Here is a 20,124-nt window from a genome sequence, read left to right as displayed (position 1 = left end):
AGCCGGGTGACGTGCCTAGCCTGCACCTTCTTGGCGCAAAAGCTCACTGAAGGTAAAAGTGCCGGTCTGTTTGTCGTCTTGCTCTAGCAAGTAAAGGCGCTTGACAGCCACCACGATAGCTTCGGCGATGGCGTCGCGCTGGCGGGGGTCAGTGATGATCTCCACATCACCCGGGTTGGTTGCGTAGCCGAGCACAACTTCAATGGAAGGCATCTTGGTCATGCGCAGAAGCTCCCAGGTGCGGCCGTGGCTGTAGCAATTTTGCAAGGGAGTACGCGCCACAATCTCGCGCTGGACGTAACCGGAAAGCGTCTCGCCCGTCATCGACGACGCACCGGTTTCTGAACCGAAGTAAAAGGTGGCGACGCCGTTGGCCTTCTCGTTCGGGTAGCGGTCAAGTTGCAGGGAGATCATCAGGTCCGCGTTGAAGCTATTAGCTAGGTCGGCGCGCGCCTTCTGGGAGGGGTTGTCGCCGCGCGGGCGCGACAAAATTGCCTCCACGCCAGCGGCAATCATGCGCCCTTCGAGCCGCTGAGCTAAATCCCATAAAAGTTCTTCTTCAGTGGCGTCGCCGAAATTGCCGCGTACCGTCATGCCGGTTTCCCCGTTGCCCAGGCCCGGGTCGATGACCACCCTTTTGCCGGTCAACTGGGGGCCAGCCTCGCGCATATTCTCGCGTTCGCGGATTGCCTGGGCGGAGCCACCCGTGATGCGACGGCCCAGCAGGCTAAGCGCCCGCAAAGTGTCGGGTCCGCACATGCCGTCGTCGTTAAGCCCGTAGTTAAGCTGGTAGGTAGCGACGGCCTCGTGGGTGCGTCGGCCAAACACCCCGTCGAGGCGGTGGGCGTAAAAGCCGAGGTCCTGGAGCTGTTCCTGGAGTTGGCGGATGTCGTCGCCCACCAGAGGTTGGTTAGGCTGGTAGGACAACACACGCGCGCCCAAAGTGTAGGAAGCCTCCCGCAGCTCCCGCAAAGTTACAGTGTCAATGTGGCCGGAAGGCAAAATGCCGCGGGACTGCTGGAAGGCCTTGAGGGCTTCGGCGAGGTGCTCGTCGAAAAGCGTGTCCTGCGGCGAAAAGTGGCGGTCATTCCAATCGCTCACATCGCCGTCGAAGCCTTCGAGCATGCCCAGCCGCGCCAGCGTCGAACGCACTTCAGCAACGCGTGCGCTCGAATCACCTACACGGAAAATATCTGACACTGGGTACCTTCCTTGACGGTATGGAACTGCATCATTGGCCCTGATGAAGAAACTATGAACAACGCCTTATCATACCTCTGGGGTGAGGCACCTACATGTGGCTTTCCAAGCGGGCGAGAATATCGCCCTTCGGCTGCACGCCGGTCATCTGGTCGACCATCTGACCGTTTTTGAAAATCAACAAAGTCGGAATCGACATGACCTGGAACATCGCGCCCAAGCCGCGCTCAGCGTCAACATCGACCTTAGCTACCTTGACCTTGTCCGACATCTCGGACGCGATCTCGTCAAGAACCGGGGCGATCTTTTTGCATGGGCCGCACCACTCGGCCCAAAAATCCACCACGACGGGCTTGTCGGACTCAATGACCTCACTTTTAAACGTGGACTGGGTGACGTCGATCGGTGCGCTCATATCTTCTCCTTCGGATCGGGAACCGTATTGTGCCGGGCGGATAAGAAAACTACAGGCCCGGAGGATGTGGGGGCGGGCACGTCCGGCTTCGCCACCCACACCGCGCGACGCTAACGCCGCGCCAGGGAAGCAACAACAGTTTCCACAATAGTGACGCTTCCCCACCGTGGGGAAACCGCCGAGCCTTCGCCAGCGCTTTTTAAGCCTCCAACGCTTCCAGGTAGTGGATGGCATCAATGGCCGCGCGGCAGCCGGAGCCAGCCGCGGTGACGGCCTGGCGGTAAGTTTTGTCCACCAGGTCGCCGCAGGCGAACACGCCAGCGACGTTGGTGCGGGTAGAGGGATCTTCCACCAAAACGTAGCCCTTGGAATCGGTAGCGACCTGGCCGTTGAGGAAGCCCGAGCGCGGGTCGTGGCCGATGGCGACAAACATGGCGGTGGCGTCCAAGACCCGCTCGGTGCCGTCGATCAGGTTGCGGATTTTCAAACCCGACACCTTGTTATCGGCCTCCTGAACACCCTCGACGAGCGTGTGGGTAATGAAGTCGATTTTGTCGTTGCTGCGGGCGCGCTCAAGCATGACTTTGGAGGCGCGGAAATTCTCCGAGCGGTGAATCAAGGAAACTTTGGAGGCGAACTTAGTCAAAAAGTTCGCCTCCTCCATGGCGGAGTCGCCGCCGCCGACAACGGCGATGTGTTGGTCTTTGAAGAAGAAACCGTCGCAGGTGGCGCAGGTGGACACGCCGCGGCCAGTCAGCTCGGCCTCGCCGGGTATACCGAGGTGGCGCGGAGCCGCGCCGGTGGCCAAGATGACAGCTTTGGCAAAGTACACTTCGTCGCCGACGGTGACCTTTTTGATCGCCTCGCTGAAGTCGACCGAGTCGACCTGCTCAACGCGCATATCGGCACCGAATTTCTGGGCCTGGGCGCGCATCTCCATCATGAGCTCAGGGCCCATGATGCCGTTTTGGAAACCGGGGTAGTTTTCGACTTCGGTGGTGTTCATCAGCTCGCCGCCGTACTCGTAGCCCTCAAAGACCAAGGGGCTTAGTTCGGCGCGCGCCGCGTATAGGGCGGCGGTGTAGCCGGCTGGGCCGGAGCCGACGATGATTAGCTCGCGCACCTGCGAGCTATCTGCGGGCGTGGCGGGGGTTTTTTCGGGCTGGGTGGCGTCTAGGCCCGTGTTGGCAACGACAAAGTTGAAACCGGGATCGGTCATGTTGAAAAACGTCTCTCAATCACGCTTGTGGTGGGCTGATAATACTGCCCGTTAGTCTACTCCCGGCGGCAAAGGGTGCTGCTTCGCCTGCTCAACCAGGCTGATGTTCTCCCGCGTTTTGATAAATTCCGCCAGCGCCACGCGGGCTCGGGCGCGCCTCGATTTCACGGTGCCGGGTTGGACCCCCATTTCAGCGGCGGCGTTGTCGACGGTCAGCCCGGCGACGTCGATAAGCAACAGTGCCAACCGCTGGGCTTCGGGAAGATCGGCTAAGGCCTGGCGGACAAGGATGGCGCGGTCAAGGTGCGACATGGGGTCGTGCGCCAGCGAGAGGTTGGCATCGACAGAAATACGGCGATCATCGTCGATGCTGACCTCTCCTTCGCGTCGGCGGCGGGCTTTGGCGTGGTCAAAACCACAATTCATGACGAGGCGGTGCAGCCAAGTCGACAGCGTCGATTCGTGGCGGTAGGTGTGCATGCTTCGCGACGCCTTAAACAACGCCTCCTGGAGAATATCCTCGACGTCGTTTTCGTTGCGTGAGTAGCGCCTGGCGATGTAGACCAGGCGCGGTTTGTGCCGCTGCACGATCGCCGCGAAAGCCCGCGGGTCCCCGCCCATGTACGCCTCGACGAGCTTGTTGTCCGCCTCCGCTTCTGCACGTGTGTTCGGCTCTTCCGCCCACCTCGTCGCCCCCGACATGCTTTCCCCCGAAAGTCCGCTCTAGCTGGTAGTTGCCTTGACCAGTGTGCCCCACCCGGCGTGTTTTGTTTATGGCGCGGAGCACACTTTAGTGGACATTGCGGGCGGAACCTTTAGGAAGGATTGTGGCCGATGACGATGATGTCTTCGACCTCCACCGGCCCGTCGATCCACACCACCACCCCACTGAGCGGCTCCTGCGAGCTAATGTCGATGTGGCGCTGACCCTGCCGCAACTGCCCGGAGGCAAGTTGCGGCAGAAGGCTCAGCTCGACGTTTCGGTCGAAAACGCTTGAGGCGGGAACACCGTAGACGCTCACAGCAGTATCGCCCTCCTTGGTGTAGATCAGCACCTGCTCCACCGTGAAGGCAACCCCACTTTGGCGGCTCAGGGTCAACCCGGCGGGCCGACTGGTCACCCAGGTGGTGGAGCTGTCACGGTCGACAACGTTGGGGACTTTTCCACCGTCAACGCCCCACACCTCGGCGGTGAGCGGCTCAATGATCACCGCCGGGCCGCGTGCCACTCCCTGTTCGACTTCCTGTGTGGTTTTGCGGGCGGGGTCGGCCGCCACGGGTGTTTGGGATCCGAAGGAGCTGAAGGTGCCCAGCAGATAGGTCGTGAGCATCGCGATGACGACCACCGTGGCGATCACCAGCGACAAAATGAGCAAAAGTGCCGCCGGCTTATAGGCCTTACGCCCGAACCCGCCGGTCAAATCCTCCGGGTCGGGCTCAGCGGAATTGCGGTCAGCTTCGACAGCGGCACGGAGGTTGCGCTGCGACGCCAACGCGGCGCCGGTGTCGGCGCCACGCTCAACCGGCGTTGCGGCGGGCGCAAGCTTTGCATTGTCTCCCGCCGTGCCGGAGCCGATCGCCGCCAGGTGCGTGGAAATGGCGCGGAAGTCATCGGAGGAGGTTTCGTTTTCAGCCAGTGTGCGGGTGCGCGCTGTCAAAGCGGCGAGAGCTTCGGAGCTGGCGTCCTCGTTGACGTCAGAAGCCAAAAGGGCCAAGGCGGAGCTGAGGGCGTCGGCGTCGTCTTTGCTGGTGGCGTCGGGTAAAACAGCCGGGAAAGCAACCCGAACGACTCCATCGGTGGACACCCGCAGGCGGTTGCGGTTGTCCAGGCCGAGGGGGATGCCGGCGTCGTGGGCGGCCGCGATGGCGTCGGCAAGCGGTGCGAGGGCGTAAGCGACGGCTTCCGCGTGGAGTTTCTGGCCGGATTCGGTGACGTTTTTTAAGGTCGTGCCGGGGATCCAATCAGCGACGACAAGAGCGCCGGAGCGGTAGGACAACACCTGTACGTTGTCGGCGATCGCATGGTGGTTCAAATCAGCAAGTTTGCGGGTGCGGCGGGTCACCCCTGCCGCGTTAATCGCCGCCTCGCGCGGGGAGGCCGGCGCCAGAGGGGCCGAACCGGTGGTGTCCACGAAAGTCAGCGCCACCATACGGTCGGTGGACAGTTCGCGGGCCTGCCAGAAACGGGCTCCGGTGGTGGAGCCGTGGTCGCGAATCAGCCGGAAACGGCCGTCGGAGACTGCCGCGCCCGGGACCAGCCGCGGGCCGCGGACCACGCCGGCGGACATCGGCGGCGGGACTGGGGAAGCGTTGAAAGTGTCGCCGACGAGGAACTGCTGGGAGATGTCTTGCGGGTCAACCTCCCCGACCTCGACCGTTTTCTCCTCGTCGTAGCGGATGATTCGGCCCAGGCCCGGGATGCGCGCCAAAGCGCGGCCAAGGTTTTGCACCTCGGGCAAACGCGAGCGCGACAGCACGAGCCCAGTGACAATCAGGAAGGCCACGCCCAGCACCATGATCTCGACTAAAAAGCCGATGGAGTTCGTGGCCAACCGGTCGTGGATTAACAAACGCAGCGCAAAGACGGCGGCCACGCCCACGAGCGAGGCGGCTAGGGCCCACAACGTGGTGCGCATGACGGAGCCCGCTTCTAGGGTGCCCAGCTTCCGTTTGAGCAAAAACGCGCCGATGATCGCGCCGGCGACGAAACCGAAGCCATTGGCGGCACCGAGCAGCACCACGACGTTTTCAGTGGAGTCAGCGACCATGGGTGCCAGGTAGCTCAAAAGGACTTTGGTGGCGGTGATGCCGGCGATGATGAAGGTCGGCGTCCACGCTTCTTCGCGGGCGTAGAACACCCGCAGATGCAACATGACCAGCGCGTAAGGGATGAGGGTGAAAGCGGAGAAGCTGACCGTTAGGCCGAGAGTGCGGGCAACAGCCGGGTCGAAGTTGCCGTAGGCGAAAAGGGCGTGTCCAATGTCGGGGCCGAGGGCGGTCATGAACACGATCATCGGGATTAGGGCGATGAAGGTGAGCTTGGTGCCTAAGGTGAGGTCGCGGACGACGGCTTGGTGGTCGCCGTCGGCGGCGTTGCGCGACATCCGCGGCATGATCGCGGTTAAAAGGGTCACGCCGATGATGCCGTAGGGCACCTGCAGCAGCATCCAGTGCTGTTGGTAGACGATGGGTGCGGAGCTGTCAGCGACGGAGGCGATGCGGGTGGTAATTGCGTACCCAAGCTGGCTGATTCCGACGTAGGTGATGATGGCTAAAGCCATCCCGCCGAAGGCTTTGAGCCGTTCGTCGATGCCCCAGAGGGGCCGCAGATTGATGCCGAGTTTGCGCAGCGAGGGCAGCATGATGAGGCATTGCACAACCGCGCCGAGGGTGGTTCCCAGGCCGAGCAGCAGCACGTGCGGATTGCTTATCGACGCCGGCGCTGCCGGGTCGAGGTGTCCCGGCAGGCGCATGTAGAGCAGGAGGACAAGGATGGAGACGAGGTTGTTGGCCACGGGGGCCCACGCGCCGGGGCGGAATTTCTGTTTGGTGTTGAGGATCGCCATGAAAAGGGAGAACATGCCGAAGAAGAAGATCTGCGGCAGCACCAGGTAGGCGAAAGAGGTTGCTTGGACGACGTTGACTTGACCTTCGCCGTCAAGCATGGCGCGGGTCAACAGCGGCGCGGCGACGACCGCGGTGATTGTCGCCGCGGTCATTAGCGTCAAGGTCAGTGTGAACAGGCGGCGGATGAAGGCTTCGCCGCCGTCCTCGTCTTCTTTTTCGGCGCGCACCAATACGGGCACGACGAGTGCGGTGAGCACGGAGCCGAGCACGATCTCGGTGATCAGGTGCGGCAGTGTGTTGGCGGTGTTGAAGGCGGAGGCGACTGGGGCGCCGAGGGCAGCGCCAATGAGTACGGTGCGGATGAACCCGGTGATACGAGAGATCAAGGTGGCGATGGCCATGGAGCCGGTGGAGCGCACCACGTCCGTGTTGGAGGTGTTGTGCTCACTGCTGCCGGTGGACGTGCCGGTCGCGGGGTCGGTCTCCACCGCGGTTTCGCCGGAGGGGCTGATGGTCAGAGCGGAGCGGTCCTCGCCAGCTTCTTCTTCGGGGGTCGGTTTCTTCTGGCGCGGGGCCGGGACCGGCGCGGGTGGTGCCGGCGTGACAATACGCCGCCGGAAGCCGGCGGGTTCCTGCTGCGGATGGTCCTCAGTCACTTCTTGGTGTGTCTCTCGTTTTTGTCGGGGGGTGATTGTCGTGGAGTTTCCTGTCCTGGCGGCGCGGTGCCTGGTAGACGAGCCTTGGTGCGGCGAGGTCTGCCGGCTGTGGCCACCACGAGCACCGCGAAACCGGCGACGAGCGCCCCGAGAATGGTCCACCCCCGCTTGGGCACTTCAAGGGTGCGCACGGTGATGTCCACTGGCTGGGAAATCGGCTCCCCGTCCGGGGAGGCGAGGAAAAGCTTAAGGTCAGTGTCGCGGTTGTCGGGCAGGTCGGCTGTCATCTGTGCGGTGACGGAGCCGTGCGCGGGGATGCGCATATCTGAGGGGGTGTTGAGCTGCGCTCCCTCCGGGGCGGTGTAGAGGATGTTGGTGGCCACGGGCAGCGGTAAACCGTTTTGGGCGACGATGAGCAGCGGCGAGGAGGGCGAGGCCCGGGTGTAGACGTTGCCGGGCGGGATGAGGGTGATCGAACCGCGAAGCTGATTCATGGTGTCGCGGTTGGCGGCGAGCCGGTCGCGGGTGGTGCGAACGCTAGCCATGTGGGCGTCTTGGGCGCGCCGGCCGGTGACGCTTAAAGCTGCGAGGATGTCCCGGCGCAGCGGCAAGGTGAAGCCGTAGGGCTGCAGGGCGATAGCGTCGTCGTGGCTGAGCAGCCCGGTGAGATCATTGGCGAACTTCGCTTGCTGCACTGCGGTGAGCACTTCTTGGTCGGAGAAAACGGCCGGATCTTTTTCGGGGGTGCCGACCTGCGTCGCCGGCGGTATACTGTGGATTGTTTCACGTGAAACGTTGCTGTGTTCCGGCAGTAGGTACTGCTCCAGGGACAGGGGCAAGGCGGCGTCGCGAAGCTCACCGGCGACCGCCTCCATAATTACCTCCGCGTCTGCTGCCTCCCACGCTGCGGGAGGCAGCACCATAACGGGCCTCGGTTGTGACTCCTCCGCGGCGCCGGCGCGCGCGTTGGCCAGCGCGAGATGCACAGCGGCCGCAGCGTTGATCGCGCGCGCCTGTTGGGAATCCGCGGTCAGTTGCGAGCGCAAGATCTGCGGCGAGTGACCAGTAGTTTCCGGGTGCGGGCCAACCGCCGCAAGCACAGAAGCCAGCGAGCCTTGGTACTCCACGGCCATGACCCCGGGTGCGAGCCAGGAAAACCTCTCCCCCGCCGGGTCGTGCTGCACGGTGGTGTCGGCCACGAGCGCGCGCACAGGTTGCGCGGGCTCAGGCGCGGCAACACGCTCCGGGCCGGGCACAAAAGACTGGTCGAGCGCGGCGCGGCTTTCACCGTCGATGCGTCCGCCACCGCTTCGCGACGGGCGCGCCTCAGGCGACTGAGCCTTTTCCACAAGCTTCGCCATGCCTTCTTGGCCCACTTGAGAGTGGAAGTGGTCCGCCCAGCCGAGGCCAGCCGAAACCCCAGGCTCGATGTATCCCGTGCCTGTCAGAACCGTGTTTTTGACGCCCGCCGTGCCCAGGATCTTTTCCAGGGTGAAGGGGCCACGCTCGATCGCCTCGCGCATCAGCCACACATCACCGGTCCGCGCCACCGCGTTGACGTCCGCGTTTGCCCACGGCAACGCCACAATGCAGCGGGTCGCGGCGATGTCTGCGACCGTGTCTAGCCAAGCTTTGGCATCCTCGGCACCGCGGCCCCGAGCCCCGGAGACTTCATCGCCGGGCGAACCCCAGCTATCACGCAACCGCTTCGGCTGCTCCACCACATCGGGGCGCCGCGTCGAGACCGTGTAGCCCTGGCTCATCCGCTCAACAGTCAACACCAACGCCGGGTCGATGGCCATGCACGTGCTGTGCGCGGTCGCGGGCTCGGCGGTGCTGTCAGCAAAAATGCGCACAAGCTCGCTCAAGCGCCCGCCAGGCGCAAGCTGATCGGCGAGTTGCTCAGAAGACATCAGCAGCGGCGCCGGGTCAGGCGCGGTGCCGGTTTCACCCGGCACGATGTCTACGGGCGCGGTCACCGGAAACAAAACACTCAGCCCGGCGCGGGGTTGGTCGACCGTGCCACGCACCGCCATGTGGAAACGGTCGGTGTCGAGCAAGCCGCGCTCACCCGCAAGCACCAGCATGACCGGGTAGGTACTCAGCCCGGGCAGCGGCAGTTCAGATTCGGCGATTTCGATGCTGAGCTCGGTTGATTCGCCGGGGGCGAGCTGCTTGCCCACACTCCTTTGCTCCCCCACCACAGAGTATTCGCTGATCTCGGCGATGGTGGCCGCGCGCTGGTCATCCACGGATCCGGTGGCGGGGCCACGCCGCGCAGTCACGCTCAAGTTGCCGAGTGTTTCGGCGGAGTGGTTGGTCACCCGGACGGTGATAGACAGTGGCGCATGGGCGGCCAAAAAAACGGGTGCCTTGAGCAGTTCGATGGAGGCCTGTTGTCCCTCATTCGGGCGAATGGCGGGGTTGGCCCATTGCGCGGCCACCGCCGGATTATCCGGGGCGGTGGGGATAGGCAGCGCGTGTGCGCCCGGCGCGCCCGCAGCCGCCAGTCCGAGCGTGGCAAGTGCTGCTAGTACGCGGGTGCCCGCGCGCTGTAGTTTGCCGAGCGCTGGTTTCATCGCGGTGTGGCCCTTCCGGCGGCGGCTTCCTTCCTGGCAAGTTCGGGCATGCGGTCGAAGGCGATGCGGGCGAGTTTGCGTTCGTCGGCGTAGGCCAAGTGCTCGATCAGCTCGCTCATGGGCACCCAGGTCACTTCGGTGACTTCTGGATCATCGTCGTTGAGGATACCGTCGACGAAGCGCAAGAGGTTATGGTGCACCGTTTTGTGGATGCGCACCCCGTCGGAGACGAACCAGTAGTCGATCACTCCGAGGGAGTCGAAGGCTTCGCCGCGGATGCCGGTTTCTTCCCACACTTCGCGCTCGGCGGTTTTCCACTGGTGTTCGCCCGGCTCGACGTGGCCTTTCGGCATAGACCACAACAGGCGTCCACGTCGGTCGATGCGGCCGATGAGGGCGACGTAAATGCGCGCCAAGTCGACGGAGCCGTTGTCGGCGACCGCTTCGGCCATCCCGGAGACGACGAGGCCGCCAGCGGATGTTTCGTCGCGAGTCTCCATGGTGGAGTCGTTGCCGTGACTGTAGTGGGGGTTGCGCGGGTTGTTGCGGTAGCGAACGCCGGGCCGGTTGCTGCCGCGGTTGCCGGGACGGCCGTGCCCCCTGTTGGTGCGGCGGCGGTTGCTGCCCGGTTTGGGTTGATCGGAGCGTTTGTCAGCGTGCCCGCTGCCTTTGCCGCGGCCGCGGCGTCTGCTGCGTTTCGGCTTCTGATCGGCGCCCGCACCGGCACCCGCGCCTGCGCCAGGTGCCTTTTCTTCACTCTGTGCCCGTTCTTGCTGGGGTTTGCCGCTCGCTCGGGAGCCGCGGCGGCGCCGTCCGCGCCGGTGGCGTCCACCGCCTTGCGGTCCCTGGGAGTCGCCCGAGCTGGGCCGAGTGTTGTCAGTCATCCGCACTATCGTATCTGCCTGTGATGCCTTTTTGGTATTTTGCAGCACCCTCCGGAGTGGCTTGGTCAGACGGGTATCGTGGAACGGGTGACAACGCCTGAGAATTACCCACCGCTGTTTAATTTGCCTGACCCTTCCGATCCGCTCGCCCGTGAGGCTTTGCTGGCAAGGGCGCAGGCTAGCGTGGCTGAGCTCGCTTCCTTTTTGGAGCCGTTGGCGCGCCTCTTCGCGCAGGAAGGCGAGTCTTTGTACTTGGTGGGCGGGCCGGTGCGCGATGCGATGCTGGGCAGGCTAGGCCATGATTTAGATTTCACTACTTCGGCGCGCCCGGAAGTAATTCAGCGGCTTTTGGGCCAGTGGGGTGAAAAGACATGGGACACCGGCATCGAGTTCGGAACGGTCTCCGCGGTGCGGCAGGGCCAGCGGGTGGAGATTACAACTTTCCGTTCTGATCTTTACGACGGCGTAACCCGCAACCCCGAGGTCACTTTCGGCGACACGCTCGCGGGCGACCTTATTCGTCGCGACTTTGCTTGCAACGCGATGGCCATTGAGCTTTCGCTGGCGGGTGATGTGTTAGCTTTCCGCTTCCACGACCCCGTCGGCGGTCTTGATGATCTTCTTCATCAACGCCTGGATACTCCGCAGGAGCCGCAGGTGTCTTTCCGTGACGACCCTCTGCGTATGTTGCGAGCGGCCCGGTTTGTCTCCCAGCTCGGGTTTAGTGTGGCCGACCGGGTGCGTGCGGCGATGCAGGAGATGTCCGGGGAGATCGGGCGCATCACCGTGGAGCGTGTGCAGGCGGAGCTGGACAAGCTGATGGTTGGTGCGCGCCCCTGGGAGGGGATGGATGTGCTGGTGGATACGGGCCTTGCCGATGTGGTGCTTCCTGAGGTCCCGGCCCTGCGGCTGGAGATGGATGAGCACATGCAGCACAAGGATGTCTACCGCCACTCGTTGACTGTTCTGCGGCAGGCCACTGAGCTGGAGGAGGACGGACCGGACCTTAAATTGCGGTGGGCGGCGCTGCTGCATGATATCGGCAAACCTGATACCCGTGCGGTCAAGGAGGGCGTCGGGGTGAGCTTTCACCATCATGAGGTGGTGGGCGCGAAGATGGCTCGTAAACGCCTGCGGAAGCTGAAGTACCCGAAACACGTCATTGAGGATGTTGGACAGCTTGTCTATCTGCACATGCGTTTCTACGGGTTCGGTGAGGGCCAGTGGACGGATTCCGCGGTGCGCCGCTACGTTACCGATGCTGGCGATCTTTTGCCCCGTTTGAATAAGTTGGTGCGTGCCGATTGCACAACCCGCAACCCGAAGAAGGCGCGCCGCCTGCAGCGCAACTACAACCTTTTGGAGCAACGCATCGAAGAGCTCGCCGCAAAGGAGGACTTGGCGCGGGTGCGTCCGGATCTTGACGGCAACGAGATCATGGAGATTCTCGGCCTTAAGCCGGGCCCGGAGGTGGGCCGGGCGTGGAAGTATATGAAGGAGCTGCGCCTGGAGCGCGGCGAGCTTGGCCACGACGAAGCTGTTGCGGAACTGAGAAAGTGGTGGGAGGAGAACAATGGCTGAGTTCTTTTACGCCGACCGTCTGTTTAGTGCGCTGGAACGCGGCGAACCGGAGGCGGGCTCGTTGCTGGTTGCTGCCCCGGGGATGCTCTCGCCTGCTTTCGCTCGCACTGTAGTGCTCATCCTCGATCATTCAGTCGATGGGACTTTAGGGATCGTGCTCAACCGCCGCAGCGAGACTGCGGTGCACAATATCTTGCCGGAGTGGTCGGATCTTCTGGCCAAGCCGCAGGCCCTCTACATCGGTGGGCCTGTTGCTCCGCAAACCGGCGTAGCCGTCGGCGTGACAGCACCGGACGTCAAAATTGAGGATTATCCGCAGCTCACCCGGCTGGCTAACCGTTTGGTGCAAATTGATCTCAACGCACACCCGCGCCAGATGGAGGGTGCGCTGGAAAGCGTGCGCATTTTCGCAGGTACTGCGCAGTGGGGCCAAGGCCAGCTTGACGGCGAACTTCGGCGCGGCGATTGGTTCGTCGCCCCTGCTCTGCCCGGTGATGTCATCGCTCCAGGTGCGGCAGATTTGTGGGGCGATGTGATGCGCCGACAGTCGATGCCTTTGCCTCTTTTCGCCACGTTTCCCGCTGACATCGACGAGAATTAAACGCCGCGAAACCCAAGGCGGTGTTTCACGTGAAACACTGCCTTCTAGCTGTCGATGTGGGCAGATTTCTACTTTTTCTCCCGGCACTGCAAAAGTGCCCGCAACCACAGCCTTGCGTGTGAGTTACCGCTGGGTTTCGTTGGGGCGCAATAGAGGCCGGGACAAGCAGCGGTGCAGGCTTGTGCATCCCGGGAGTTTCTGAGCGAAGTACATCTAAGGAAAAGGTTGTGCCGAGCAGGAAAAATTCGCTTAACGCTTCGGGTTTTTCTTCCCCTCAACCTGGTGCTGTTGCAAAGTTGGGCCAGGGTCGAAAAGCCCAACCTCAAGACATTAGTTGTCCTTGCTCCGGGGTGCTTAAGCTGTCTCGTATATCCGGCTGACGATCACCGCGTCTGGGTTCGGGTGCCCGTAGGCAAACATCGTGCCCTGGCCTTTCCGTAATGAATGCATCGCTTCCATCCCTTTCAACGTCCGGTAGGCGGAAATTCGGTTTTTGAACGCTCCCTTCGGCCCTAGGATTCTTTTAAGTCGGCCATGATCTCCCTCGAGAACGTTGTTCAGGTATTTCACCTGTCGGTGCTCCACCGTCTGAGGGCAGATTCCCTCCGCCTTCAGCTCGGATATTGCCTTGGCCAGAGCTGGTGCCTTGGCGGTGTTGATGACCCGCGGGGACCCGGCTGTCGTATTCGATCGCAGCGTCTTGGCCAGGAAACGCTTGGCCGCCGCGACATTGCGCTTCGGAGAGAGATAAAAGTCCAGGGTGTGCCCACCGGCGGCAATAGCCCGGTAGAGATAGCACCACGTGCCGCCGACCCGAATATAGGTCTCATCCACCCGCCAGGACCGAGCCTGCCAGTCGGGTACCTGCCGGTACCGCCGAGTGTGCTTATCCAGCTCAGGGGCGCATTTCTGCACCCAGCGGTAGATCGTGGTGTGATCGACTGGCACACCCCGCTCGGTCATCATTTCTTCGAGATCGCGGTAGCTCACCCCCTAGCGGCAGTACCACCGCACCGCCCACAGGATGATGTCATGGGGGAAATCCCGACCGGAGAAGATGCCCATGGCTCTGATTATTTCAGGCCGGTCTTTCTACTGCCCCAACTTTGCAACAGCACCCTCAAATTTCTACGCTCAAACGATTTCCCCTGCGTCCGCTTTCGAAGAGTCGGACCCACCTTTTGAGAAGTGAGACGCGACGGAAAACCGCACCCAGTCAGAGGTTCTTATACGTGAGACTAGATGTTGAAATCCAGGGCGGATAGGGAGCATCGCCAAAGTTCCTGGCTCTGGGGCGATGCAATCGACACTTCCGTCGGGGGCTTCTACGACAAGCTCTCCTCCGTGACTGTGGGACCAGTCGGGGCTGAGAAAAGTCAGCACCCCGAACACTCGATCGGCGAAAGTATCAGCATGACGACGCAAATAGTGACCGTCCCGATAACGGGCTACATCGGACGATTTGTACTCTATTTTATCGCCATAGGCATGCGAGAACGCATCAGCGACATCACGGCTGCGGATACCGGATAGTAGACCTCGAACAGCAAGAGCCGGTTCCACTCCTGTACGAAGCGAGTCACTGTAAGAAAACCTTAGAGAAGCTGGGGTTGCTTCGAACTCTTGCTTATCGACAAGAGCGACCGAGTTGTCACTGCGAAGTGCCCAGCGCTCTTCGGACCATGTAGTTATTTGAGTGATTTCGGAGTGACAGACTTGTCGCAGATCGTCTGGCAAACAACCAATAACTCGAGGACGAGGAGTGGTTTCACCACTACTAAAGCTTTGAACGGTTTCGAGTGCGGCTTCACTAGTTAGGAGTGAAATAACCGCTTCTCGAACTGCAAGCGCAGATTCTTTACTCGAGAATGCCCCAGAAGTCACAGCTTTCAATCCTTTCATTCGAGTCACTGGTGGATCCTCTGCTTATCTCGCATGTCATATCGTTTTATATGAGAGCGAAAAGCAAATACCCAAATTCCAGATACCAATAAGCCAAAAGCAGCCTGGAGTGGTCTGGTTTTTAGGGCCAGGTGACTTAAGCGGCTTGTAACCATTGTTTCTTGTATTCCTCTGGGGCGATGAATCCTAGCGCCGAGTGAGGATGGTACGTATTGTACCGGTCCGACCATAGGCCCACACAGTGACGCGCGTGGGCAACGTCGAGGAAGCATTCCTGTTCGAAAAGTTCATCGCGCATCCGATTGTGAAGGGATTCCACAAACCCGTTATGCCACGGCTGTCCAGGCGGAATGAACGACCGAATCGTGTCTTCTTCCTTCGCCCACTTTTCCAACGCGGCACTGATGAATTCAGGCCCGTTATCCATCCGCAGCACCCGAGGCCGCCTACCACGGGTCAGGGTGATGACATCGAGCAATTCAGTGACCGTTGAGGCATCGATGCGGCAGTCAACGATAAACCCAATATGTTCACGGGTGAACTCATCAATAACGTTGCAGACCTTGAAGGCGTGTCCGTAGTAGTCGGAGTCAAACTGGAAATCCAGAGCCCACACATCATCCGGGCATGTCGCTGGCTCGACTCGCGGGGTCGGATCGTTGAGATTCTTCGGTTTTGCCTTCTTTCGTGGCATTACCCTTAGTCCTTCTTGGCGCCATAAGCGGCGAACAGCATCACGGCCGACGTCAAAGCCTTCGTCACGGGCTTTAACCCAGGCCCTCCGATAGCCCCACCGGGGAAAGCTAGCCGACCAGGCGTTAAGCCAGAGCCGCAGGTCGGCATATTTATCAGTCGTCGCCGGATTCTTAGCTAACTGCTGGGACCGTTGAAATGAGCTTCGAGAAACCCCCACAATCAGGCACGCCCGACGCTGGGATAGACCCATCGCCTCGATGAGGTGACCGACAGCGTCATAGCGCCTCGTGGGGTTTAGAAGTTTCCCTCAGCCAACTCCTTGAGCGCAGCCTTCTCCAACTCGGCTTCGCCCAACAACTTCTTGAGCTTGGCGTTTTCATCACGCAGCGCTTTAAGCTCCCTGGCTTGAGTTCGGTCCATCTGCCCGTACGTCTTCGACCACCGAGCAAGAGTTGCCTCACTGATCTGTAGCTGACGAGCCACATCGGCGTTGGTCTTACCTTCCGCCTTGAGCTTGGTAGCTTTCTCGAGCTTGACCACAATCTGTTCCGGGGTGTGTTTCTTAAACTTCTTCATCATTGACCATCTTCCTACCCCACAGCGGGGCAATCCTGAAAGACACTCAAGTCAAGTGGCCCGAAAAACGCAGCCCAGTCCAAGCCCAAGTCATGATTGTAGCGGCATCGGTTGCAAACTGCGAGGTAAACAACCACGCTATTCCAGCGCCGAGAAGTTCAACTCCCCAACTTATCGCTCGAACTGCAGCAGTTGTCCGTCCTATCTGGTCAGATCTGACGGCAACTTGCTTCAAAGACTCGCATAAAGACATATTCACCACCACACAAAACGACCACATAGCTGAGGCCGCAACCAGAAGCGTGATAGAGCCAATGTTCTGCGTATCAGTTCTTGCGACCGCAGCCGCCGACAGGCCTGGGATGCCAAAGGTAGCTACTAGCAGGCTGTAGGTCGGTAGATGCGAACTGATGCGGGATATCAACAGTCCTGCGGCAACGCCACCGATTCCGCCACCAGTAAAAATAATTCCTAAAATAAGAGGAGGCAGCTGCAGTGTCGAGACTAAGTGGAACAAATACAGCGCGAAGAACATACTGGTAAAAAAATTGAAGTGAGTAGCGCTCGCAGTGGTGGCGCGGATCACCGGCGTTTTCCACACCAGTCTGATTCCCGAGGTGACGGCTGCCCTAGAAGCGGCATAGTTTGCCCGTTTGCCGGGTTGTTCTGGGCCATTGGTAGAAGAGGTTGCTGGCGCGGTGAATGCTATGAACAATGCTGATGCGAGGTACGAGAATGCGTTAACGATGATCGCGAGTGGAGCTGTCGTTAGAGAGACAAGTGCTCCTGCCAGGCTTGGCCCTCCGACTTCTCCAGTGGATTGTGTTGCCTGCATGTACCCATTCGCTCGCACCAGAAGTGGAGTGGGGACCAAGTCGCGGATGTATCCGGACATGGCACCGTCAAAGACAACACCCAGTCCTGCGGTGAGGAAAACGACAGCAAGAACCACTCCAAGTGACTCGTACCCAAGAAAAAACGCGGTTGGTATCACCATGATCACCACGGCCCTAGTTAGGTTGAGACCTATTAGCAGATGCCGTCGGTTTGGCAAATCAGCAACGCTTCCGGCGAGGAGACCGAATAAAATGACCGCAAGTGATTCCGCCATGCTGATCATTGCCACTTGCGAAGCGCTAGCTCCCCGGGACCTGACCCCTTGGTGGTGGACACGCTGAAACCAGCATTTCGCTGGGGAAGTGAGGTACCTTTCCACCATGCCACGCAAGACCTACACCGAGCAGTTCAAGCGTGACGCAGTGACGTTGTACGAGTCGACCCCTGGAGCCACGATCAACGCGATCGCCTCCGATCTCGGGGTCAACCGCAACTCCCTGCGCACCTGGCTCGACGCCTTCGGCACCGGCACCAAAACCAACGCCAACGGTGAAAAAGTCGCCAGCCCGATCGCCGCAGCCAACAGCGAACGTACTCCTGCTCAAGGACTCTCCGATGCCGAACGCATCCGCATGCTGGAACGCGAAAACGCCACGCTACGGGAAGAACGAGAGATCCTGCGCAAGGCGGCCAAATATTTCGCGGAAGAGACGAACTGGTGAACCGCTTTCAGTTCGTTGATGACCACCGAGACTTCTACGAGGTCAAGCGGTTATGTGAGGTCCTGAAGATCAACCGGTCCTCCTACTACAAGTGGAAATCTGCTGCTCCTGCCCGCCGGCGACGCCTCGTCGCTGACGCGGCGCTGGGAGCGAGGATCAAGGCCGTGTTCACAGCTGAGAACGGCTGTTACGGGGCGAAACGCATCACAGCGGCCATCAACTCGGATCCGACCAGCGATGATCGCCTCAATCACAAGCGCACCGCCAGGCTGATGCGCCAGATGGAATTGTTCGGCTACACCAAGAAACGCCGCGTAAAGACCACGGTGTCTGCGAAACGCGCTCCGACGTTTCCGGATCTGCTCGCACGCCGTTTCACCGCGGAGAAACCAAACACGGTCTACGTCGGCGATATCACCTACCTCCCGATTGCAGATGGGTCGAATATGTACCTGGCGACGGTCATCGACTGCTACTCGCGGCAGTTGACCGGTTTCGCGATCGCCGTCCACATGCGTACGGAGTTAGTTGAAGAGGCTTTGATGATGGCTTACGGGATCCGTGGCGGGCTTGACGGAGCGATTTTCCACTCCGATCATGGCAGTGTATACACCTCTGATCGGTACCGAAGACTATGTGAACGTCTCGGTGTTACCCAATCGATGGGAGCAATTGGTACCAGCGCGGATAATTCTCTGGCGGAGTCGTTCAACGCCACGTTGAAACGGGAAGTCCTTCAAGATGCACCTGTTTTCGCCAGTCAGCTGGTGTGTCGCCGGGACGTGTTCCAATGGTGCAGTCGCTACAACACCAAACGCCTGCACTCGAGGTGCGGCTATCGTTCGCCGAACGCCTTTGAATCTTCCGAAACAGCTATACTCAAAACCGCATCTGATTAAAACTCCGTGTCCACTTTCCGGGGTTCAGACCCCCGTTCGGCAATCACCATGATCGGTATGGCAATAGCTGTGATTTGTATGCCGGTAGACGATAAAGTTTCACCTGCCCATAACCGCAAAAAGCTCGATGGAAGCCTACTATCGTCCGGCGATTGCTGTGGTGCAACGGTAGTCATCGGGTGATATTCACCACATCAATCATGCCTAATCGAATCAGTTGATCCAAGTACACAGAGTCGGGGTTCGAGACGCTATTGGCGTGCACGCGGTCTCCCGCAGCAAGGGAACGCAATGGTTCCGCGTTCACTGAAGGAACGTGCAGTTGCGTACTGCCAACTGCCGCGACGATCCAACCGTCATCAGAATTCGAAGAGGCAGAAAGAGCAAACCCTTCTACCGCCTCAAAGTAAATATCCTCTGCAAGTGGCCCCGTCAAGGCTCGCAATGTCGACGCCACCTTCGCAGGAGAAATGCTGTCGTCTATAACTCTTTCAGGATCCGGATTGATCCCCCCGGAGACAGACAGCACAGTTCTCAAAAGCTGCATATGGTACGCACGACCATACCCATCGCCCGGTATCGGATAATCGTATTGGGACTTTTCGATCAGTGTGGAGAGATTAGGCCGTTCAATAGCTATGGTGAGGTGCATGGACCCTTCCCCTCCTGAAGCTGCCACATGTGGCGCACCTCGTGGCACATACATCAAGTCACCGGGCCGCAGACGAACAGATCGCTCTCTGGCCGTTAACTCCTCGCGTTCAATTCCACGGCCGCGAAGGAAACTGAAATTGACAGGATGGTAAATATTCCAATCCTTAGTTCCTTTGAGCTGAAGAACAATAACATCCTCATCATCGATATGGATAGATAGCCCCTTCGACCACCGTGGAGTCAAAATCGCAGAAAGGTTGACTATGGAGTCGAAGTGACTGTTAAGGGCCTCATGGAGCGTCGCAAAGTTCACATCGTAAAGGTCGAGACCATCCACAATCAGCGTCGCGTTCCGCTCGGTGATGACGGAGCTCAGACGATTGTGGTCGATCAGGTCCGAAACAGACCATGGACCGACTCGACCCGTAGTTACGTATTCAAAGGAAGGCACCGCGCTTCCGCGGTGTGCAAGGCGAATTGACTCTGCTCTAATGCCGGGCAGTGCAACAATGTCTGCGATGCAGTCGGCTATAGTCTCCGCATCAACCTGAGCGATATAATTTTCACACAACAATGTTCGCTTTGACCAAGCGCTTCGCAGATTATCGCCAAGCTGAGTTTGAAGATCACCGATAAGTTTAAGGAAACTTGCAGTGCTCATAAGAAAGTTCACCTCGCATTTTGTCGTAACAAGTCGGAAAAATCGAACCAGCCGGTGGGAGGAGATTCGAATGACTCTAGCCTAGTAAGCGTTGCGGATCTCAGTCCCCCCACTACAATCTCTCCCTGAAACTGCTGCTGTCGTCTGTAGGCGTCGGAGAGATCCGTCGGATCCGGGCGCAATGTTCCGATCAACCGTTTAGATCGTGAATGAGCAAGGCTTGGATACAACATGGCCGCCGGATGGGCCCACGGGAAGAACCGCAATACAAGTCTTACTGCATTAGTCTGACGAGGATTGCTTAATAGGATCGAGTAGTCAATTTCGCGGGTCAGTACTGAACAACCAGTGGCCTCCGCCAACTGCCTGCTAAGCTCCGCGGCAAGCTCACGATTGGGGGTGAAGGCAGCATACTCAATAACTAAAGGGGCGTTCAAGTCCGCGAATCTATCGGTATATTTGCATACGTCAGCTT

The 20,124-nt window shown here is 60.0% G+C and carries 14 protein-coding genes and 2 pseudogenes; 3 read left to right on the top strand and 13 right to left on the bottom strand.

Annotation, left to right across the window (positions count from 1 at the left end):
* Positions 1–15: 15 nt before the first annotated feature.
* From VLL26_RS08960 to VLL26_RS08930, 7 genes are all read right to left on the bottom strand, one after another.
* Positions 16–1,200, bottom strand: coding sequence for an N-acetylmuramoyl-L-alanine amidase (locus VLL26_RS08960; RefSeq protein ID WP_342318741.1), 1,185 nt, complete (start codon positions 1,198–1,200; stop codon positions 16–18).
* Between the two features lie 91 nt (positions 1,201–1,291).
* The gene (gene trxA, locus VLL26_RS08955; protein WP_342318740.1) at positions 1,292–1,615 is read right to left on the bottom strand and encodes a thioredoxin; all 324 of its coding nucleotides are present in this window, start codon (positions 1,613–1,615) and stop codon (positions 1,292–1,294) included.
* Between the two features lie 199 nt (positions 1,616–1,814).
* Positions 1,815–2,834 (bottom strand): thioredoxin-disulfide reductase, encoded by a 1,020-nt coding sequence (trxB, locus tag VLL26_RS08950; protein WP_342318739.1) that lies wholly within the window; start codon positions 2,832–2,834, stop codon positions 1,815–1,817.
* A gap of 51 nt (positions 2,835–2,885) precedes the next feature.
* Positions 2,886–3,536, bottom strand: a complete 651-nt coding sequence (locus tag VLL26_RS08945) for a sigma-70 family RNA polymerase sigma factor (protein WP_342318738.1) — start codon at positions 3,534–3,536, stop codon at positions 2,886–2,888.
* A gap of 113 nt (positions 3,537–3,649) precedes the next feature.
* A complete protein-coding gene (gene murJ, locus VLL26_RS08940; RefSeq protein ID WP_342318737.1) occupies positions 3,650–7,057 on the bottom strand; it encodes a murein biosynthesis integral membrane protein MurJ in 3,408 nt (1,135 codons plus the stop codon).
* On the bottom strand, positions 7,054–9,636 hold the full coding sequence (locus VLL26_RS08935; RefSeq protein ID WP_342318736.1) for a DUF6049 family protein: 2,583 nt from the start codon (positions 9,634–9,636) through the stop codon (positions 7,054–7,056). The genes murJ and VLL26_RS08935 overlap by 4 nt, the downstream gene beginning before the upstream one ends.
* Complete coding sequence (locus VLL26_RS08930) at positions 9,633–10,520, bottom strand: NUDIX hydrolase (protein WP_342318735.1); 888 nt, start codon at positions 10,518–10,520, stop codon at positions 9,633–9,635. The genes VLL26_RS08935 and VLL26_RS08930 overlap by 4 nt, the downstream gene beginning before the upstream one ends.
* A gap of 123 nt (positions 10,521–10,643) precedes the next feature.
* Here VLL26_RS08930 and VLL26_RS08925 point away from each other — a divergent pair, with 123 nt between their 5' ends.
* A complete protein-coding gene (locus VLL26_RS08925) occupies positions 10,644–12,101 on the top strand; it encodes a CCA tRNA nucleotidyltransferase (protein WP_425292315.1) in 1,458 nt (485 codons plus the stop codon).
* Positions 12,094–12,702, top strand: a complete 609-nt coding sequence (locus tag VLL26_RS08920) for a YqgE/AlgH family protein (RefSeq protein WP_342318734.1) — start codon at positions 12,094–12,096, stop codon at positions 12,700–12,702. The genes VLL26_RS08925 and VLL26_RS08920 overlap by 8 nt, the downstream gene beginning before the upstream one ends.
* 354 nt (positions 12,703–13,056) lie before the next feature.
* Here the strand turns inward: VLL26_RS08920 and VLL26_RS08915 are convergent.
* The 5 genes and pseudogenes from VLL26_RS08915 to VLL26_RS08900 all read right to left on the bottom strand — a co-directional run bounded on the left by VLL26_RS08915 (position 13,057) and on the right by VLL26_RS08900 (position 17,095).
* A pseudogene (locus tag VLL26_RS08915) lies at positions 13,057–13,767 on the bottom strand (IS6 family transposase).
* A 69-nt stretch (positions 13,768–13,836) separates the two neighbouring features.
* Positions 13,837–14,604 (bottom strand): 2OG-Fe(II) oxygenase, encoded by a 768-nt coding sequence (locus tag VLL26_RS11165; protein ID WP_425292314.1) that lies wholly within the window; start codon positions 14,602–14,604, stop codon positions 13,837–13,839.
* 136 nt (positions 14,605–14,740) lie between these two features.
* Positions 14,741–15,583 (bottom strand): annotated as a pseudogene (locus VLL26_RS08910) (IS3 family transposase); the annotation flags it as partial.
* Between the two features lie 11 nt (positions 15,584–15,594).
* Positions 15,595–15,879: a transposase gene (locus tag VLL26_RS08905; protein WP_342318170.1), complete on the bottom strand. Its 285-nt coding sequence runs from the start codon at positions 15,877–15,879 to the stop codon at positions 15,595–15,597.
* A gap of 43 nt (positions 15,880–15,922) precedes the next feature.
* A complete protein-coding gene (locus VLL26_RS08900; protein WP_342318733.1) occupies positions 15,923–17,095 on the bottom strand; it encodes an MFS transporter in 1,173 nt (390 codons plus the stop codon).
* Between VLL26_RS08900 and VLL26_RS08895 the strand changes: the two genes are divergently transcribed.
* Positions 17,094–18,334, top strand: a protein-coding gene (locus VLL26_RS08895) for an IS3 family transposase (RefSeq protein ID WP_342318167.1) whose coding sequence is annotated in 2 segments (ribosomal slippage) — positions 17,094–17,421 and positions 17,421–18,334 — 1,242 coding nt in all. Because the reading frame shifts where the segments join, the coding sequence is not laid out codon by codon here. The two genes, VLL26_RS08900 and VLL26_RS08895, sit on opposite strands and share 2 nt — an antisense overlap.
* A 172-nt stretch (positions 18,335–18,506) precedes the next feature.
* Here VLL26_RS08895 and VLL26_RS08890 read toward each other — a convergent pair.
* Positions 18,507–19,649 (bottom strand): JmjC domain-containing protein, encoded by a 1,143-nt coding sequence (locus VLL26_RS08890; RefSeq protein WP_342318732.1) that lies wholly within the window; start codon positions 19,647–19,649, stop codon positions 18,507–18,509.
* Positions 19,650–20,124 lie beyond the last annotated feature (475 nt).

Source organism: Corynebacterium sp. BD556, assembly GCF_038452275.1.
Classification (GTDB): domain Bacteria; phylum Actinomycetota; class Actinomycetes; order Mycobacteriales; family Mycobacteriaceae; genus Corynebacterium; species Corynebacterium mayonis.
Note: the sequence above shows the minus strand (reverse complement) of the source record. Positions and strands in the feature narration are given on the sequence as shown.

Coding starts and splice junctions, on each gene's coding strand:
- trxA (WP_342318740.1), bottom strand. CDS start 1,615: ATGAGCGCACCGATCGACGTCACCCAGTCCACGTTTAAAAGTGAGGTC.
- trxB (WP_342318739.1), bottom strand. CDS start 2,834: ATGACCGATCCCGGTTTCAACTTTGTCGTTGCCAACACGGGCCTAGAC.
- VLL26_RS08945 (WP_342318738.1), bottom strand. CDS start 3,536: ATGTCGGGGGCGACGAGGTGGGCGGAAGAGCCGAACACACGTGCAGAA.
- VLL26_RS08935 (WP_342318736.1), bottom strand. CDS start 9,636: ATGAAACCAGCGCTCGGCAAACTACAGCGCGCGGGCACCCGCGTACTA.
- VLL26_RS08930 (WP_342318735.1), bottom strand. CDS start 10,520: ATGACTGACAACACTCGGCCCAGCTCGGGCGACTCCCAGGGACCGCAA.
- VLL26_RS08920 (WP_342318734.1), top strand. CDS start 12,094: ATGGCTGAGTTCTTTTACGCCGACCGTCTGTTTAGTGCGCTGGAACGC.
- VLL26_RS11165 (WP_425292314.1), bottom strand. CDS start 14,604: ATGAAAGGATTGAAAGCTGTGACTTCTGGGGCATTCTCGAGTAAAGAA.
- VLL26_RS08905 (WP_342318170.1), bottom strand. CDS start 15,879: ATGATGAAGAAGTTTAAGAAACACACCCCGGAACAGATTGTGGTCAAG.
- VLL26_RS08900 (WP_342318733.1), bottom strand. CDS start 17,095: ATGGTGGAAAGGTACCTCACTTCCCCAGCGAAATGCTGGTTTCAGCGT.
- VLL26_RS08890 (WP_342318732.1), bottom strand. CDS start 19,649: ATGAGCACTGCAAGTTTCCTTAAACTTATCGGTGATCTTCAAACTCAG.